This window comes from Synechococcus sp. N32 (genome assembly GCF_900473895.1).
GTDB lineage: Bacteria > Cyanobacteriota > Cyanobacteriia > PCC-6307 > Cyanobiaceae > Parasynechococcus.
The window spans coordinates 256,989-275,600 of the sequence record NZ_UCND01000011.1 but is presented as its reverse complement, the minus strand read 5'-3'; the positions used below and the strand labels follow the sequence as shown (position 1 = coordinate 275,600).

Here is an 18,612-nt window from a genome sequence, read left to right as displayed (position 1 = left end):
CGACAGACCGAATGGCTGAGGAGCGCGTTCAACCGATCGCCCTGCATCAGGAGATGCAGCGCTCCTACCTCGAATACGCGATGAGCGTGATCGTGGGTCGGGCGTTGCCCGATGCCCGCGATGGTCTCAAACCCGTCCAACGGCGGATTCTGTACGCGATGCAGGAACTGGGGCTCACCCCAGACCGCCCTTATCGGAAATGCGCGAGGGTTGTCGGTGACGTCCTAGGCAAATACCACCCCCACGGTGATCAGGCCGTTTACGACGCCTTGGTGCGGCTTGTTCAGAGCTTCTCGAGCCGTCACCCACTGCTCGACGGCCATGGCAATTTCGGCTCGGTGGATGACGACCCACCGGCGGCCATGCGGTACACCGAAACCCGCCTGGCGCCGATCTCTCACCAGGCGATGCTGGAGGAGATCGGTGAGGACACGGTTGATTTCGCACCGAACTTTGATGGGTCCCAACAGGAACCCACCGTTCTTCCGGCCCAGCTTCCCTTCCTACTGCTGAATGGATGCTCCGGCATCGCCGTTGGCATGGCCACCAGCATTCCCCCGCACAACCTGGGAGAAGTGGTGGATGGCCTGATCGCCCTGATCCGGAAACCGGAGCTGAGTGACGAAAAACTGCTGGAGCTGATTCCAGGACCCGACTTCCCCACAGGCGGTGAAGTGCTGATCAGCTCAGGCCTGCGGGACACCTACCTGCATGGACGCGGGAGCATCCCGATGCGCGGCGTGGCCCACACCGAAGAGGTGCAACCGGGCAAAGGGCGCCACAAACGCAATGCCGTGGTCGTCACCGAACTGCCGTACCAGCTCAGCAAGGCCGGCTGGATCGAAAAACTGGCGGAGTCCGTCAACGACGGAAAAATTGGCGGAATTGCCGACATCCGCGATGAAAGCGATCGCGAAGGCATGCGTGTGGTGGTGGAGCTGCGTCGCGATGCAGATCCCGAGAAGGTGCTGAAGGATCTGCAACGGCGAACAGCACTGCAGAGCAACTTCGGAGCCATCCTTCTCGCCCTGGTGGATGGACAACCCCAGCAACTGTCGCTGCGCCAACTGCTGCAGACCTTCCTCGATTTCAGGGAACTGACCCTGATCCGACGCACCAGCCATGCCCTGCGCAAGACCGAAGACCGGCTTGAGGTGGTGGAAGGACTGATCACAGCCCTGAACAGTCTTCAGGCTGTGATCGCCATGATTCAGGAGGCGAATGACGCCGCCTCAGCCCGCGCCAGCCTGATGGTGCGTCTCGACCTCAGCGAGCGGCAGGCGGATGCGGTGTTGGCCATGCCCCTGAGGCGTCTGACCGGACTCGAACAGGAAAGCCTGCGCCAGGAGCTGGATGAGCTTCGAGCGGAACGTCAACGCCTGAAGTTGCTCCTGGACAACCGGGATCAGCTGCTGGACGCGATGGTGACAGAGCTCAAGGCGTTGAAAAAACGCTTCAGCACTCCGCGGCGAACCCGCCTGGTGGAGGGCGGTGATGCCCTGATGGCCGAGCGGGCAGCCAGCCAACGGCCGAACACAGAACTGCTGCGTCAGCAGGCCCTGACTGCACTCCCGGGAGACGGTCGGGTGCTGATCCAGGCCGATGGCCAAGTGAAGATCGTCACCCCCCAGGTGCTGGGCCGACTGCACCTCAATGATTCCTGCCCCATTGGTGATGCACCATCTCCGGCACGGGTGATCCTGCCGATCGAGCCACCACCACGACTGTTGGCGGTGAGTGCGGGGGGACGAATCGCCCAGGTGCGCTGGGAATTTGCTGGACAGCAACCCGGCCCGATTGACCGATTCCTGCCTACGGGCCTCGACGGGGACCCCATCGTTTCGCTGCTGTCGCTGCCCAGCCAGAACATCGACGACCTGAGTCTGGGCTTGCTCAGCAGCGATGGACGCTTTAAGCGGCTCCCCCTCAGCGAAGTGATGGACCTTTCCGGTCGGGCCACCAGCGTTCTCAAATTGAAAGAGGGAGTCGAGCTCAATAGTGCAGTGATCTGCCGCGATCAGGGAACACTGATGCTGATCAGCGACATCGGTCGCCTGCTGCGGCTGCGAGTCACTGAGGATTCACTTCCCTTGATGGGTCGATTGGCGCAAGGACCCATGACCATGCGATTGCTCCCCGGGGAACAGATCGTTGGAGCCGTCTGCACGGAACAGACGCCACTGATGCTGATCACCAGGCAGGGAGTGATCGTGCGGATCGACTGTTCAGGCCTGCGCTACAACCAACGGGGCGATCTGGGCAGCATGGCGGTGCAGATTGATGCGGAATCTGATCGCCTGGTGGGCATCAGCACTGGACCCGATCTTGTTGGTGTGCGCACCAGTAAGGATCGTCACGGGCGCTTGGATCCGGACAACATCAACATCTCAAAACCCGGGGACAAAGCCTCGGAGCAGGCGTCTCTTCAGAAGGGAGAGACCATCATTGAAGTGATCAACGCCATTCAACCGAATCCCTGAGCCCCGATCAGGAGCGGCAATTTTGCTCCAACCACTGGAAATAATCTTCGTCGATTCCACCGGTCACATAATGGCCATCAAAACAAGACATCTCGAGATCTTTGATCTCAGTGTTCTCCACAATGCTTTCCAGCAGGTTCTCTACGGTCTGATAAACAACATGATCAGCCCCGAGAATATCTGAAATCTGATCACTGGTTCGGCCGTGGGCAAGGAGCTCAGCCCGGGTTGGCATGTTGATCCCATAAACATTGGGATAGCGAACCGGTGGAGCAGCCGACGTGAACGTCACCTTGTTGGCACCAGCGCTGCGTGCCATCTGAACAATCTCGCGGGATGTTGTTCCACGAACAATCGAATCGTCGACAATCAGAACATTCTTCCCGGCGAATTCAGTTCCGAGAGCATTGAGCTTCTGCCGCACTGACTTCTTCCTTTCAGCTTGACCCGGCATGATGAAAGTGCGGCCGACATAGCGGTTTTTGTAAAACCCTTCTCGATACTCAAGACCCAATTGCTTGGCCACCTGCATCGCCGAGGGTCTGGCTGAATCAGGAATCGGCATCACAACATCGATATCACCAGCCGGCAATGTTTCAGCAATGGTTTGAGCCAGACGATCACCCATCCGTAAACGCGACTCGTACACCGATATGCCGTTCATAACGGAATCCGGCCGCGCCAAATACACGTACTCAAAAGCACAGGGAATCAAACGAGGAGACTCAGAACACTGACGCTGGTGCAAGCTCGAATCAGCGTCGATGAACACCGCCTCACCGGGATCAATATCGCGAACGATCTCGTAGCCACTGTTTTCAATCACCAGGGATTCACTGGCGACAATCCACTCCTCATGACCCTGGTCAGACAACCGCCTGCCGAGAATCAAAGGCCGAATTCCGTAGGGATCCCGGAAGGCCAGCATTCCGTGGCCCGCAATCAAAGCGATCGCCGCGTAGGAGCCCTGAACGCGGTGATGGAGTGACGCCACCGCATCAAACAACTGATCCGGTGTTAAATCACGTCCTGTCAGTTGAGATTGAATCTCCGTGGCCAACACATTGACCAGCATCTCCGTATCGCTGGTGGAATTGGTGTGACGACGATCAATCTTGAACAGATCCTGCTCAAGCTGAAGGGTGTTGGTGAGATTGCCGTTGTGAACAAACGTGATGCCATAGGGGGCATTCACATAGAACGGCTGAACTTCCTCTTCTGACGCAGCAGCTCCACGGGTGGCATAACGAACGTGACCGATCCCGGCATTGCCCAGCAGCTTTCGCATGTCTCTTGTGCGAAAGGCTTCACGCACACGTCCCCTTTGTTTGTGCACGTGAAAGGTGTGATTGTCCATCGTGACAATCCCTGCCGAGTCCTGACCGCGGTGCTGAAGCAGAAGCAGATTGTCGTAGATCTGTTGGTTGACCGAGTCAACACAGAACATTCCGATAATGCCGCACATGATGAATCCGAAGTCAGAGAGATAAGGAAGAGAAACGACCGTCAGGCAACGCCTGACTCAATCACTCCGAATGCATCCGTCGGGGCAACGCATCACGGAAAACAGCAGCACAGCGTTGCACCTCAAGATCAAGCTGAACGGCTGACTCGGATCGGATCACCAATCGAGGCTCCGCAGTCACGCTGCCCAGCTGGGTGATGCAAAGCGCTGGCTTGGATCCGATCAACTGCTCCCATGCAGGGAGGGACGCTGCATTCACCGACACAATCACCCGGCTGCCACCTTCGGCGAACAGAACCCGCTCCAGGCGCGCTGAGCCTGTGGACAAGGTCACGCTGATGCCCAGACCAGAAGCGATGCAGGATTCGGCCAACGCCACGGCCAAGCCGCCATCACTGCAATCGTGGGCCGAGGCCAACAAACCTTGAACAATGGCCTCACGCACCAAATGCCCCACCGCTGCTTCGAGGGCAAGATCGGGCTTGGGCGGTCGTCCGGCCAAGGAGCCAAGGGTCTGCTGCTGATAGGCACTGCCGGCCAAACCAAGGCTGGGATCGGCACCATCCTCCGGCGGAACACCGATAAGGAAGATCGCATCGCCGGGCTGTTGCCAGGCCAAGCCAGTCACACGGCTGATGTCATCCACACCACCAACCATCCCGATCACCGGCGTGGGGTGGATCGGTTGCATCATGCCGTCGTCCTGTTTGGTCTCGTTGTAGAGCGAGACATTGCCTCCAGTGACGGGAGTGTTGAGGGCACGGCAGGCATCGGAGATCCCGCGGCAGGCCATGGCCAGCTGCCAGAAGCCCTTGGGTGTTTCCGGTGACGGGAAATTGAGGTTGTCGGTTACCGCCAGGGGCTCCGCCCCCACACAACTCAGGTTGCGTGCCGCTTCGGCAACGGCCGCCTGAGCGCCGCGTTCGGGATCCAGGGCAACCCAACGGTTGGGGCAGTCCACCGTGACAGCAACACCACGATTGGATGCGGCCATGGATCCATCGCCTTGCTGAGGTCTCAACCGCACCACGGCGGCATCAGCGGCTCCAGACGAGACCACCGTGTTGGCCAGCACCTGCTGGTCGTACTGACGGTGAACCCACTGCTTGCTCGCAATGGTGGGGTCATCCAGAAGCTGAAGCAGGGCTGCCGCTGCATCACTCAGCTCCGGAAGCTCCTGCTCGGTCCAGCTCCAGAGCGCCTGAAGATCTGCCGGGGGCTCCTGCAACAGGGCATGTTTTTCGATTGGAGTGTCATCGGCAAGAGCCGTGGCCGGCACCTCAGCGGCGACGGCACCGTGATGCAACACCCGCACAATCGGTTCCTGGAGCACCTTGCCCACAACCGCCGCCTGCAGGCCCCAGCGACGGAAGCGCTGCATCAAGGCGTCCTCCCGGCCGGCCTTCACCACGAACAACATCCGTTCCTGGGATTCCGACAACAGGAACTCGTAAGCCGTCATCCCGGTTTCACGGGCCGGAACACGGTCCAGATCCAGTTCCACCCCCAGGCCCCCTTTGGCAGCCATTTCCGAACAGCTGCAGGTGAGACCAGCGGCGCCCATGTCCTGAGCAGCCACCACATCACCACTGGCGAAGGCCTCAAGGCAGGCTTCGATCAGCCCTTTCTCCAAAAACGGATCGCCCACTTGCACGGCGGGGCGATCATCGAGGGAATCGGCACTGAGCTCAGCACTGGCAAAGCTGGCTCCCCCCATGCCATCCCGACCGGTGGTGCTGCCCACGTACACCACAGGATTGCCAACGCCGATCGCACCGGATTTGACGATCTCCTCGGTCTCCATCAGGCCAAGGGCCATGGCATTCACCAACGGATTGCCGGAATAGGAGGGATCAAAAGCCACCTCGCCACCCACCGTCGGGACACCAACGCAGTTGCCGTAATGGGCAATGCCGGCCACAACGCCTTCCATCAGGCCAACGTTGGCGGGATCCTCAAGTGGGCCGAAGCGCAGAGCGTTTAGCAGCGCGATCGGACGGGCCCCCATCGTGAAGATGTCACGCAGGATGCCGCCCACCCCTGTGGCCGCCCCCTGAAAGGGTTCGACGGCGGAGGGGTGGTTATGGCTTTCGATCTTGAAGGCCAACCGATGGCCCCCACCGAGATCCACCACACCAGCGTTTTCGCCGGGTCCCACAAGGATGCGTGGTCCCTCCGTGGGGAAACCACTCAGCAGAGGCCGGGAATTGCGATAACAGCAGTGTTCGGACCACATCACCCCGAACATGCCCAGTTCGGCTCGATTCGGCTCGCGGCCGAGACGCCGACAGATCTCATCCCAGTCAGTGGGCTTGAGCCCTTCCTGCTTCAGGGCTGCAGCTATGTCGTACGCAGGGGAGGAAACCACGAATCGCGGAGCACCTCCCCCCAGTGTTGCCGACCGCCCGTCAGACCCAGGGATCTTCGTCCTCGCGGCGGCGGCGAGAGGGGGGCTCATCCCAGCTTTCGTCGTCCCAGACTTCAGGTCCAGACACCTCTCTTGGTTCGTCCTCGTCGTCGGATGTGAAGCGCACGCTTTCCGATCGCAGCTCATCGATTGGCGAGTCGTCCAACCAACCCTCGAGGCGATCACTGGCCCGATCACCCATGGAACGCAACTGGTCCCGCCAGTGTTGGGTGCGTTGGAGCAGATCGTGCCGAACGCTGGCGCGGGCCATAGGCAGATCGTCCAATCCCATCAGGCCGGTTTGGATCTGACCCGGTTGTTGATCAAGGATGCGATCGGGAGCCAAACGCCATCGGGAACTCCCCGGCAACCGCGGGTCGCTGCGGGCGATCAGGTAGTGAAGAATCGCGCCATCGGCAGGTCGAAAATCAAGGTCCACAACGCTGCCGATCCGCTCACCGTCACGATCCAGCAAGGCTGCATCCATCAGCGTGGGCAAGCGCTCCAGAGTCACCTGATCGGTGACCGCCGGCTCGCCACGGACAAACACCTGTTGATCGCTCAAACCACAACACTGGTTCAAACGCCAGACATCCCGTGACATGCGCAGGGCCGATGGACGGCTGACCCAACCCAGAAGACGATGCACCGGCGGATGCATCCAGGCCATGACCCCAGGCCCGTGATCCAGACCCAGATCACAACGAACCGTATGACTCAGAAGATCACTGAGGAGCAGCTGATCCGGTAGCGACACATCAGGAACGAATCTGAACAGGCATCACCAGATAGGTGAAGGCTTCGGACGCTTCCTCGGAACGGAGCACAGCCGGCGTGGTGGGCGCGTTGCAGTGCAGAACAATCCGATCAGAGCCCATGGCTTTCAGGCCATCCAGCAGATAGCGAACATTGAAGGCAATCTGCATGGCGTCACCCTCCAAGTTGGAGGGAAGCGATTCAGAGCCACTGCCCACATCCTGCGCATCGGCACTGATCTGAACAACACCGTCCTCGGGCTGACTGCTGAATTTCACAACGTTGTTGTGTTGATCAGCGAGCACAGCAATCCGCTCCAAAGCAGCGATCAGGGCGCGACGGTCCATTCCAAAGGTGCGGGTGAAACCATCGGGGATCAGCTGGCCATAGTTGGGATAGGTGCCTTCCAAGGTGCGGCTGGTGACCATTTGGTCGGCCGCAAGAAACACCACCTGGCCGCGATCACAGAACAAACTGACCGGTTCATCGGACCGCCAGGACGCCATCAGCCGCTCCACCTCCCGAAGTGAGCGAGATGGAAGAGTCACGGCGAACCCCTCGTCGTCCACCGCATCGGTCACGGCCGCATCCTGCAGGGCATCCTCAACATTGAGTACGGCAAGGCGGTGACCATCAGTGGCAGCCGCTTCCAGAGCCCGCTGGTTGAACTTGAGATGCACGCCGGTGAGCAGTTGCTTCGCTTCATCAGCACTGCTGGCAAACAGGGTGCCTTTGAGCGCCTGCACCAACCGATCAGGTTGCAGCTTGAGCGTCATGCCGCTCTCCACCATCGGAAGATCGGGATAGTCGTCAGCGCTCATGCCGCGCATCTGATAGCTGCCGCTGAGGCTGGTGAGCTGAACCTGCTCACCGGAGTCGTCAACGGCGAGGGTGACCGGAGAATCGCTGGACAACCGGGACACAATCTCTCCCAGAAGCCGGGCCGGCAGTGTGATGGCCCCGCTGGTTTCCACACTGGCGGCGAGGGACGTCTGAATTCCCAGGCTCAGGTCAAAACCGGTCAAGCTGAGGCGGTTGCTGCCGACATCGGCGGTGAGCAAGACATTGGCCAAAACCGGGTGCGTGGGGCGTGTGGCAACTGCACGGCTCACCAATTGCAGAGCGCTATTCAGTTCGGACTGTGAACAGACCACCTTCATCGTCCTGAAGACCTGAGCGCGCTGAGGTGTCCCACGGTTTCACAGGCTGAGGGGAAGTGCAATGGCCAACGCTTCGGGAGCCTCTGTTCGGCTGTTTGGTTCTTATGGATTTAAAAAATAAAAAACAAAACAGCCGTCGTAGGACCTGGGGAAAAGAGGGAAAGACGCTCAGAACCCAGTACTCATCACAGCTTTCGATGAGCCAGGGCTGAGGAGAATTTTTCACAGGATGGGGAGCAAGGCTTCGTTTTCCACCTCTTCACAGCGGGTGGAAAACTCGCGCGACAAACCGGTGGATAGTTCTTGGCTGTTTTCCACAGCGTGTTGGGATGGTTTTCGGGCGTCTTCCGCAGCCGCTTTGTCGGTTGGTTTGGTCTTACGGCCACAAAAAAGCCCCCTGACGGGGGCAGAAGTGCGTTGATGCAAGACGGGGTGTCAGAAGCCCATCACGCTGGCGACGGTGCCCAGATCAGGATTGAGGTCGGTGTGGAAGGCGGCGTCGTTATTGCTGATGGCGCAGTCGGGATCCTTGAGGCCGTTGCCGGTCAGAACGCAGACCACTGTGGCGCCGGCTGGCACTTCATCTTTACGCTTGAGCAGGCCTGCCACAGAGGCAGCGCTGGCGGGTTCACAGAAGATTCCCTCCTGGCCGCCAAGCAGTTTGTAGGCCGCAAGGATCTCCGCGTCGGTCACATCCAGGAACGCGCCATTGCTGGCTTCGCGAGCTGCCAGGGCCTTGGCTCGGTTGACCGGGTTGCCAATGCGAATGGCGGTGGCGATGGTTTCGGGGTCCGTCACCGTGGTGTTGTTCACCAGTGGGGCGGATCCGCTGGCCTGGAATCCCATCATTCGGGGCAGGCTGCGGCTCCTGCCGGCCTGTTGATATTCCTGGAAACCCATCCAATAGGCGGTGATGTTTCCGGCGTTGCCCATGGGAATGCACAGCCAGTCGGGTGCATCACCGAGGGCATCCACGATTTCGAAGGCCGCCGTTTTCTGGCCCTGCAGCCGGTAGGGATTCACCGAGTTCACGAGGGTGACGGGATACTTCTCTGCCGCTTCGCGAACGATGTCGAGGGCGCGGTCGAAGTTGCCGCGGATCGCCAACACCTCAGCGCCGTACACCAACGCCTGAGCCAGTTTTCCCTGGGCGACATATCCATCCGGGATCAAGACGAAGGCACGCATCCCACCCCGCCTGGCATAGGCCGCAGCCGCAGCACTGGTGTTGCCCGTGCTGGCACAAATCACCGCTTCACAACCGGCTTCCTTGGCTTTGCTGATGGCCATGGTCATGCCCCGGTCCTTGAAGGACCCTGTGGGGTTCAGGCCGTCGTACTTCACGAACACCTTCACGCCCTTGCCGATCTGTTCTGCAACTGACGGAACGGGGATTAGAGGGGTGGCGCCCTCACGCAGGCTGATCACCGGGGTCGCATCGCTGACCGGAAGCCAGCTGCGATAGGCCTCGATCAGTCCAGGCCAGTCCTGCATCACAGGGGTGGCAGTGAAACGCCGACGGAGGTTCTGAAACAGGGACACCGGCTGGGATGGGGGGATTTCCGGAATCTAGGCGGCGTCCGATCAGGGCTTGGTCAGGGTTGCGCTTCCTTCAATCCGTCCAAGGGAGAGTCGGAGAAAAACTGCACAAGACCGGCGATGGATTCCGCTTTTTCGATCACCCCGAACAGAGCGGGAAGATTCACCGCCATGACGGCATTGGGGTAGCCCTTCAAAAAGCTCACTGCCGTCAGGCCATCTTCGCTCTGTAATCCACTGATCACTCCGGCACGGATCGCTGGAACACTCACCTCAACTTCCGGTGTGTAGATCGGATAAATGATGCGTGCGACACGACGCAGGATGGCCTCACCGATCCGTGTGTTGATCAGGCGGCTTGTGAGCACCAGGGGAAGCTCGAGGCTCTGATTGAGCATCTGCGAAACCTTCTGAGGGTCCTGCTTGGACAGTTCAAGCAGATCACCCAGCAAGCCGATGGCTTCACCGGTTTCGGCCAGGTGTTCAATTTCTTTGACGGGAATAGAGCGGCGAAAGGCACCACTCACCAGTGCTACGTCCGTCGCGGCCTGCAGGGGTTGCATGGCACTGCTCCAAGCGATTCCAACTCCCGCTGCCATGCCCAGCAGAGAGGAACGGGTGAGGGGCTTGGGGAGCATCACGCTGAAGGTGTTGGCCGGAAGTTAGGCCGGAACTCCAGCGGCGACCCGCACCAGGCGGACAACTCCCCGTTCGGCCAGCCCCTGAGCCACCTTGAACCCCATGCGCCGGGTGTCTGGTTCATTGAGCACCCTCGGCATGCGACGCAGGAGAAGGTCGGGTGTGAATCCCGGCAATGATTGCAACACCTGGATTAATTCCCGCACCGGCTCCAATTGCATCAGTGGATCGGAGAGCCCAGGAGGTGTCTGGCCAAGGGCGGATGGTTGCAGTCGTTTGGGGAGGCGTCGACCCAGGCGTTGCATCGTTGACCAACCCAGAGCATCCAGCCGATCAACTGTGGCGGTCACCAGTTGATCTCGAAGCAATCCTGCCTTGGGTGAGAACAGGAAGTCGAGCAGTTGATCGAGCAAGGCCTCCAGATCCAGCTGGGCCTGGCTTGCAGCGCTGGAGACCAGATTTTCCAGACGGGTCCAACGGAAGGCGTCTCCGTCGAACAGCATCTCCTTGAGGCTTTGACGCAGCTGGGGATCGGGATCCTCCATCAGCCGCCTGGCGAAGTAGGGGTAGGCAGCACCAAGGATCTTGAAGTTCGGATCCACACTCAGGGCGATGCCCTCCAGGGTGACCAGCGACCGAATGATCAGGGCGTAGTAAGGCGGCACCCGGAAGGGGAATTTGTACATCACACCGGACATGTCGTCGGTGACCGCTTTGAAATCCATGCGGTTGACGCCGGCCTCCAGGGCCTGGCTGAAGACCTTCTCAAAGGCGGGAACAATAGGTTCCAGGTTCACGTCTTCCGCTAGGAATCCCAGGGTGACGAAATCTTTGGAGAGCTTCCCGAAGTTTCGGTTCACCAGATGAACCACCGCCTGAATCAAGCCGGTGCGTGACTCGCGGCTGACTTCGCTCATCATCCCGAAGTCGAGATAACAGAGGCGACCGTCCTCCAGAGCCAGGAGATTGCCGGGGTGGGGGTCGGCATGGAAGAAGCCATGCTCCAGCAACTGTTGAAGGCTGCAGTTCACGCCCACTTCCACCATGTCGTCCGGGTCCACACCGAGATCGCGAACCGCATCAAGGTTGGTGAGCTTGACGCCGTCGATCCACTCCATCGTCAGCACCCGGCGGCTGGTGGCGTTGCGATAGATCGTCGGAACAGCGATGCGAGGGTTGTGTTGATGCAGCTCAGCGAAGGTCTCAGCGTTCGAGGCCTCGTTGAGGTAATCCATCTCCTCGAACACCCGTCGCCCCAGTTCATCGATCAGGGCGACGAGGTCGCTGCGGATCAATCCGATGTTGCTGTTCAACCAGGCGGCGATGTTGCGCACGATGTACAGATCCAGGGTGATCTGTTCGCGTAGCCCCGGGCGCTGCACCTTCACCGCCACCCTTGCGCCACCCTTGAGGGTTCCCTTGTGCACTTGACCCAAGGAGGCGGCTGAGATCGGTTCCCGGTCCAGCTGCTCGAAAATGTTATCCACCGGTGCGCCCAGGTCCTCTTCGATGCAGGCCATGGCCAGGCCGCTGTCGAAGCCGGGCAGTTGGTCCTGGAGCTGGGCCAGTTCCTCCAGCAGCAGCGGGGGGACGATGTCCGGTCGGGTGGAGAGGGCCTGGCCGGCCTTGATGAAGGCGGGACCAAGATCCACGAGAAGCTCAGCGCATTCGCGAGCTCGAGCCCGGGCCCGTTCCTCATCCTTCAGCAACTGGAAGATCCAGTCGAAGGCGACGCCCAGCAGCAACAGGCCGATGGGTACGAGGGTTTGCCAGAGCCGGCGGATCAGCCGTTGGGGATGGCCGGCATAGATACGTGTGATGGCGGCGGGGTCGTACTCGAGCAACCCCGCGGCTTCGATGAAATCCCCGAGCTCCTGCGCCATCAATTCATCGGGATGTCCGACACCCCTTCTAAACGAACCAAGCTGCCGCTACGGTCGGCATCATCACAGGGCTGGACGTGCTCACCGGTCTGCTGCTGCAGAACATCGCTCTGATTGAGAGTCTTGAACTGGAGTTCAGCTCGGGTTTCACGGTGCTCACCGGTGAGACCGGTGCCGGTAAATCGATCCTTCTTGATGCCCTCGATGCGGTACTGGGTGGAGCGCAGGGTTCCAGCGGCGTTCGTCTGCTGAGGACGGGTTCGGATCGCTCCAGGATCGAGGCTGCGTTTCAACTCAACCCAGCCCTCGAGCAGTGGTTGATCGCGGCGGATTTTGATCCCGAAGAGGAGCTTTTGATCAGCCGCGAATGGAAACGGCAGGAGGGTGATCGTTACTCCAGTCGCTGTCGGCTGAATGGCAGCACGGTGAACCGTCAGCAGTTGCTTGAGCTCAGGCCGTTATTGATTGATCTCACGGTTCAGGGACAGACCCAGTTGTTGTCGCGGGCGGGGCAGCAACGGCTCTGGCTTGATCGTCTCGGTGGATCTGCATTGGCTGAGCTCAAAGTTCAGGTGGCTGATGCCTGGACCAAATGGCGCCAGGCTGCAGATGCCCTGACGGCACTTGAGCAGGAGCAGCAGCGCTCCGAACAGGAGCAGGCTGAACAGGAAGAGCAGTTGGAGCAGCTGCAAGCTGCCGATCTCGACGACCCCGACGAGCAGCAGCGGCTGGAACAGGATCAAGACCGCCTCGTTCATGGCGTGAGGCTGCTGGAGGGTTTGGCCTTGCTGTTTGGACGTCTCCGCGACGGTGTGGATCAGGCGCCTTCCCTGCAGGATCATTTCGCGGCGTGCATCCAGGAGTTGCAGGCCATGGCGCAGCTGGATGGTTCGCTTGAGTTCCTGCGGGATCAGGCGCTGGATCTCGAGGCTGGTGTGGACGGTTTGTTGCGCTCCCTCGATCAATACGGTCTGGCGCTGGAGAGCGATCCAGACCAGCTGGAGCGGATTCAGGACCGTCTGTCGGTTTTAAAACGCTTGCAACGCCGTTACGGCCTTGATCTGGCCGGTTTGATTCAGCGGCGCGACGAGCTGCTTCATCGTTTGGGATCGGAAGGCTTCGCGGCGGATCTCGCCCGCCTGCAACAGGCCGAAACCGTCCGTCGCCAGACGCGTGATCAGGCCAATGCGGCCCTGCGTCGCGAGCGGTTTAAGGCGGCGGAGGCCTTAGAGGCCTCGTTGCTGAAGCTGTTGCCACCTATGGGTCTGGCTAACGTACGTTTCAAGGTGGATCTCACCCCCTGTGATCCGGCTGAGCATGGGGCGGACGCTGTTCAATTCCTGTTCTCCGCCAATCCCGGCCAACCGATGGCACCGCTAACGGAGGTGGCGTCCGGCGGTGAGATGTCCCGTTTTCTGCTCGCGCTCAAGACCACCCTTGTCGCGGTGGATGGCTCCAGCACGCTGCTGTTCGATGAAATCGATGCTGGCGTCAGTGGACGCGTCAGTGGAGCTATGGCCGATTTGCTTCAGACTTTGGCCCGTCAGCGTCAGGTGTTCTGCGTCACCCACCAACCGCTCGTGGCGGCAGTGGCCGATCACCATTTCCGAGTGAGCAAGCATGTGGAAGACGGCATTACCCATTCGCGAGTGTCCCGACTGCGGGACACTCAGGAACGCCGCCAGGAGCTGGCAGACCTCGCTGGTGGCGATCAAGCCGATGCATATGCAGCGAGCCTGCTGGACCAGCGAACAGCTTGAAGGCTTGAGTTCTTCCTAAGCTCTTGAGCTTTCCAACGGGTCCTGATGGCGCGAGCTGCTGCCAAGATCGCTGACTCAGCTGGCCCGCTGGCGACTCAGGACGATGTGATTCGAGTGAGGGGTGCGCGGCAGCACAACCTCAAGAACGTCGACGTCACCATCCCCCGCAACAAGCTGGTGGTCTTCACCGGAGTGAGTGGCAGCGGCAAGAGTTCACTTGCCTTCGACACGATCTTTGCCGAGGGACAGCGCCGCTACGTCGAAAGTCTGTCGGCCTATGCCCGCCAGTTTCTGGGGCAGGTGGACAAGCCCGATGTCGATGCCATCGAGGGCCTGTCTCCGGCGATTTCGATTGATCAGAAATCCACCAGTCACAACCCGCGCTCCACGGTGGGCACGGTCACGGAGATTCAGGACTATCTCCGTCTGCTGTTCGGCCGCGCCGGAGAGCCCCACTGCCCCAAGTGTGGCCGTTCGATCAAGCCGCAGAGCATCGACGAAATGGTCGATCAGATCCTTCTGCTACCGGAGGGGACCCGCTATCAGCTGTTGGCGCCGGTGGTGCGCGGCAAAAAGGGCACCCACACCAAGTTGATCAGTGGTTTGGCGGCCGAAGGTTTCGCCCGGGTGCGCATCAACGGTGAGGTGCGCGAGCTGGCCGACAACATCGAGCTCGATAAGAACCACACCCACAACATTGAGGTGGTGGTCGATCGTCTTGTGGCCCGTGAGGGGATCCAGGAACGGCTGACCGATTCATTGCGCACGGCCCTCAAACGCGGCGATGGTCTGGCGTTGGTGGAGGTGGTTCCCAAGAAAGGGGAGGAGCTTCCCGACGGCGTTGAACGGGAGCGTCTCTACTCCGAGAACTTCGCCTGCCCTGTTCATGGCGCTGTGATGGAGGAGCTGTCGCCGCGGCTGTTTTCGTTCAACAGCCCTTACGGCGCCTGTGAGGCCTGCCATGGCATTGGCCATCTGCGCAAATTCACCGTGGACCGGGTGATTCCGGACCCAACGCAGCCGGTGTATTCCGCAGTCGCTCCCTGGGCCGAGAAGGACAACAGCTACTACTTCTCGTTGCTGTATTCGGTGGGTGAGGCCTTCGGCTTCGAGATCAAGACCCCATGGAATGAGCTCACGGATGAGCAGCGGGATGTGCTGCTTAATGGGAGCCGCGAACCGATTCTGATCCAGGCCGACAGCCGTTACCGCAAAGGCAAAGGCGGATACACCCGACCCTTCGAAGGCATTCTTCCGATCCTCGAGCGGCAGCTCCGTGATGCCAGTGGCGAGTCCCAGCGCCAGAAGCTGGAGAAATATCTGGAGTTGGTGCCCTGTGCCAGCTGTGCCGGTCAGCGGCTTCGTCCCGAGGCCCTGGCGGTGAAGGTGGGGCCGTATCGGATTCCAGAACTCACGGCCGTCAGCGTCGGTCAGACCCTGGAACGGATCGAAAAACTGATGGGTGTGGGGGCTCATGAGGGTTCAGAGCCTTTGCTGAATGCCCGTCAGATCCAGATCGGTGATCTGGTGCTCAGGGAAATCCGCCTTCGTTTGAAATTCCTGCTTGATGTTGGTCTCGACTATCTGAGCCTGGACCGACCGGCGATGACGCTCTCCGGTGGTGAAGCTCAGCGCATCCGCCTGGCGACCCAGATCGGTGCTGGTCTCACCGGGGTGCTGTACGTGCTGGATGAGCCGAGCATTGGTTTGCATCAGCGGGACAACGACCGTCTCCTGAACACCTTGGTGCGGCTCCGGGATCTCGGAAACACTCTGGTGGTGGTGGAACACGATGAAGACACCATCCGTGCTGCCGATCACGTGGTGGACATCGGCCCTGGTGCTGGCGTCCATGGGGGCCACATCGTTGCGGAGGGAAGTTTCGATGACCTGGTGGCCAGCAGCGAATCCCTCACCGGCGCTTACCTGAGTGGCCGTCGCTCGATTCCAACGCCCGCCGAACGCCGCGAGAGCGGTTCGCGCTCACTCAAGTTGATCGATTGCAACCGCAACAACCTCAAGAACGTTTCGGTTGAGTTCCCCTTGGGCCGGTTGGTGTCCGTGACCGGTGTGAGCGGCAGCGGCAAGAGCACCCTGGTGAATGAGCTTCTGCATCCCGCTCTGGAGAACGGCTTGGGTCTGAAGGTGCCCTTTCCGCAGGGTCTGGGGGAGTTGCGGGGGTTGAAGTCGATCGACAAGGTGATCGTGATCGACCAGAGCCCGATTGGACGCACGCCCCGCTCCAATCCAGCCACCTACACGGGTGCCTTTGATCCGATCCGTCAGGTGTTTGCCGCCACGGTTGAGGCCAAGGCCCGCGGTTACCAGGTGGGGCAATTCAGCTTCAACGTGAAGGGTGGCCGCTGTGAGGCTTGCCGTGGCCAGGGCGTGAACGTGATTGAGATGAACTTCCTGCCGGATGTGTACGTCCAGTGCGACGTCTGCAAAGGCGCCCGCTTCAACCGCGAAACCCTGCAGGTGAAATACAAGGGCTACACCATCGCGGATGTGCTGCAGATGACGGTGGAGCAGGCCGCTGAGGTGTTTGATGCCATCCCTCAGGCGGCTGATCGCTTGCGCACTTTGGTGGATGTGGGCCTGGGCTACGTGAAGCTCGGCCAGCCGGCGCCAACCCTTTCGGGGGGTGAGGCCCAGCGGGTGAAGCTGGCGACGGAGCTGTCACGGCGGGCTACTGGCAAGACCCTTTATCTGATTGATGAGCCCACCACCGGCCTCAGCTTCTACGACGTGCACAAGCTGATGGATGTGATGCAGCGGTTGGTGGACAAGGGCAACTCGATCATCTGCATCGAGCACAATCTTGATGTGATCCGTTGCAGTGACTGGATTATTGATCTCGGCCCTGAGGGTGGTGACAAGGGTGGCGAGATCCTGGTCACCGGCACTCCAGAAGAGGTTGCCCAGCACCCCACCAGTCACACCGGCCGCTACCTGGCTCGAGTTTTGGAGCAGCATCCACCAGAACTTCCCGTTTCCCTCGCGGCCTGATGGCCCGACTTCGCACCCACCTGGCGGCTCTGGCGTTTGGCATGTCACTGGCCCTCGGTGGGACTCCCGCTTCAGCTTTGGAGCGGTTCGTGTTGCGTCTGCCGTTTCTGGAGACGGAGATTGCGATCAACTTCGCCGACGGTGAGTCGGTTGAACAATTGATTCAGGCCAGTCCGGATCTGCAGGATCTGGAACAGGCCAGTGGTGGCAAGTTGTTGCCGCTGCTGCGCCAGGTGTTCCTTACGCCGCTGCCCCTGGAGACCAAGGCATTGCTTGCGGGATCGACCGGTCAGCCGCTGCTGGAGCAGGCCCTCCATGCGGCAACGCAGGTGGTGGATCTCGAGGGGGTTGAGCTGGACGACAGCGGGCGGGTGCTGACCGAAGCCCTGATTCGCGCTGAACGCCGGGGGCAACCCAACATTCTTGGCTTTTTGAGGGAGTTGCCGGGAGAGCAGGCGTCGATCGATTTATCCCGCCTCGCTGAGGTGGCCAACCGGCTTAAAACCAATCTTGAGGAGGGGGTTGCCTTGGCCCGTTCCGTTGAGGTCGCATCTGTGACGTCCGCTCTACGGGAGCCACTGCGCTCCAGTTGGTCCCGTGAGGTTGTTCAGGTGTCCGTGCCCCATCGGCCCAAACCCTTGCGGGTTCTGATGCTTCAGCCTGCAGCGCCAGCCAACGGACGTTTGGTCGTGATCTCCCACGGGCTCTGGGACGATCCGGAATCCTTTGAAGGTTGGGCTGAGGTGCTGGCTGCCCATGGCTACACCGTGCTGCTGCCAGACCACCCCGGCAGTGATTTCAATCAGCAGAAGGCGATGCTCGCCGGTGATGCGCCGCCGCCTGGGCCTGAAGAGTTGCGGCTTCGGCCCCTGGATGTGTCCGCTGTGTTGGATGCCATCAGTGCAGGGCGTCTTCTGTCTGGGGCCAGGTTGAACACCGATGCCGTTGCGGTGGTGGGTCACTCTTGGGGTGCCACCACCACGCTTCAGTTGGCCGGTGGTCTCCCCACTGATCGACAACTCAAATCCCGTTGCAACGACCTCAAGGATCCGGAGCGCAACATCAGCTGGGTGCTCCAATGCAGTTGGCTCTCGGGGGTGAACCAAGCCGCTGTTGCTGACCGAAGGGTCAAGGCTGTTGTGGCCGTCAGCCCTCCCTTGCGTCTGTTGTTCGATGGCAGTCGCCTGGAGAGCCTTCCAGCCAAGTTGTTGTTGATCAGCGGTACCCGCGATTGGGTGGTGCCTTCGGGCCCGGAAGCGATCGCTCCGATGCGTGAGAGCAAGGCCGCGCGCTTGGGTCACCGCTTGGTGTTGGTGCAGGGGGCAGACCACTTCAGCCTTCGCAGTTTTCGCGATGAGCCGTCCCCGGCACAGGTTGGGCCGGTCATCCTTGGTTGGATCAACGAGCAGCTCGAGGTGGATGGCGCCGTTACCTTCTCTGGCGGTGGTTGGGGTGACGAGCAGGGCAGCCTTATCGACGTAAGCGACCGCCTCTGACGTTGCTGGCTTGTTACA

General features: G+C 60.4%; 11 protein-coding genes. 4 read left to right on the top strand and 7 right to left on the bottom strand.

The features are described from left to right. Positions 1-11: 11 nt before the first annotated feature. The gene (locus DXY35_RS05010) at positions 12-2,480 is read left to right on the top strand and encodes a DNA topoisomerase (ATP-hydrolyzing) subunit A (protein ID WP_115081385.1); all 2,469 of its coding nucleotides are present in this window, start codon (positions 12-14) and stop codon (positions 2,478-2,480) included. A 7-nt stretch (positions 2,481-2,487) separates the two neighbouring features. Here the strand turns inward: DXY35_RS05010 and purF are convergent, their stop codons facing one another. From purF to DXY35_RS04975, 7 genes are all read right to left on the bottom strand, one after another. Then, positions 2,488-3,945, bottom strand: coding sequence for an amidophosphoribosyltransferase (gene purF, locus DXY35_RS05005; RefSeq protein ID WP_115081384.1), 1,458 nt, complete (start codon positions 3,943-3,945; stop codon positions 2,488-2,490). A 61-nt stretch (positions 3,946-4,006) separates the two neighbouring features. Further along, positions 4,007-6,313, bottom strand: coding sequence for a phosphoribosylformylglycinamidine synthase subunit PurL (purL, locus tag DXY35_RS05000; RefSeq protein ID WP_115081383.1), 2,307 nt, complete (start codon positions 6,311-6,313; stop codon positions 4,007-4,009). A 40-nt stretch (positions 6,314-6,353) separates the two neighbouring features. Beyond that, a complete protein-coding gene (locus DXY35_RS04995; protein WP_115081382.1) occupies positions 6,354-7,109 on the bottom strand; it encodes an RNA methyltransferase in 756 nt (251 codons plus the stop codon). Position 7,110: 1 nt separating this feature from the next. Continuing rightward, on the bottom strand, positions 7,111-8,268 hold the full coding sequence (gene dnaN, locus DXY35_RS04990) for a DNA polymerase III subunit beta (protein ID WP_115081381.1): 1,158 nt from the start codon (positions 8,266-8,268) through the stop codon (positions 7,111-7,113). Between the two features lie 435 nt (positions 8,269-8,703). Then, a complete protein-coding gene (thrC, locus tag DXY35_RS04985) occupies positions 8,704-9,762 on the bottom strand; it encodes a threonine synthase (RefSeq protein WP_115081609.1) in 1,059 nt (352 codons plus the stop codon). 101 nt (positions 9,763-9,863) lie between these two features. After that, positions 9,864-10,445, bottom strand: coding sequence for an alpha/beta hydrolase (locus DXY35_RS04980; protein ID WP_115081380.1), 582 nt, complete (start codon positions 10,443-10,445; stop codon positions 9,864-9,866). A 24-nt stretch (positions 10,446-10,469) separates the two neighbouring features. After that, positions 10,470-12,329, bottom strand: a complete 1,860-nt coding sequence (locus DXY35_RS04975) for an AarF/ABC1/UbiB kinase family protein (protein ID WP_115081379.1) — start codon at positions 12,327-12,329, stop codon at positions 10,470-10,472. Positions 12,330-12,406: 77 nt separating this feature from the next. On the opposite strand from DXY35_RS04975, the gene recN reads away from it, so the two are divergent. The 3 genes from recN to DXY35_RS04960 are packed head-to-tail and all read left to right on the top strand — an operon-like array spanning position 12,407 to position 18,594. After that, complete coding sequence (gene recN / locus DXY35_RS04970; RefSeq protein ID WP_115081378.1) at positions 12,407-14,089, top strand: DNA repair protein RecN; 1,683 nt, start codon at positions 12,407-12,409, stop codon at positions 14,087-14,089. Positions 14,090-14,134: 45 nt separating this feature from the next. Continuing rightward, positions 14,135-17,098 carry an excinuclease ABC subunit UvrA gene (gene uvrA / locus DXY35_RS04965; RefSeq protein ID WP_115081377.1) on the top strand — a complete coding sequence of 988 codons (2,964 nt, stop codon included), beginning with the start codon at positions 14,135-14,137 and terminating at the stop codon, positions 17,096-17,098. Continuing rightward, positions 17,098-18,594: an alpha/beta fold hydrolase gene (locus tag DXY35_RS04960; protein WP_115081376.1), complete on the top strand. Its 1,497-nt coding sequence runs from the start codon at positions 17,098-17,100 to the stop codon at positions 18,592-18,594. Before uvrA ends, DXY35_RS04960 begins: the two co-directional genes overlap by 1 nt. The last annotated feature ends 18 nt before the right edge of the window (positions 18,595-18,612 follow it).

What these genes read in the sequence shown, in the direction of transcription:
- DXY35_RS04975 (WP_115081379.1), bottom strand. Translation starts at nt 12,329, where the DNA reads ATGGCGCAGGAGCTCGGGGATTTCATCGAAGCCGCGGGGTTGCTCGAG.
- thrC (WP_115081609.1), bottom strand. Translation starts at nt 9,762, where the DNA reads ATGCAGGACTGGCCTGGACTGATCGAGGCCTATCGCAGCTGGCTTCCG.
- purF (WP_115081384.1), bottom strand. Translation starts at nt 3,945, where the DNA reads ATGTGCGGCATTATCGGAATGTTCTGTGTTGACTCGGTCAACCAACAG.
- DXY35_RS05010 (WP_115081385.1), top strand. Translation starts at nt 12, where the DNA reads ATGGCTGAGGAGCGCGTTCAACCGATCGCCCTGCATCAGGAGATGCAG.
- DXY35_RS04980 (WP_115081380.1), bottom strand. Translation starts at nt 10,445, where the DNA reads ATGCTCCCCAAGCCCCTCACCCGTTCCTCTCTGCTGGGCATGGCAGCG.
- dnaN (WP_115081381.1), bottom strand. Translation starts at nt 8,268, where the DNA reads ATGAAGGTGGTCTGTTCACAGTCCGAACTGAATAGCGCTCTGCAATTG.
- uvrA (WP_115081377.1), top strand. Translation starts at nt 14,135, where the DNA reads ATGGCGCGAGCTGCTGCCAAGATCGCTGACTCAGCTGGCCCGCTGGCG.
- DXY35_RS04960 (WP_115081376.1), top strand. Translation starts at nt 17,098, where the DNA reads ATGGCCCGACTTCGCACCCACCTGGCGGCTCTGGCGTTTGGCATGTCA.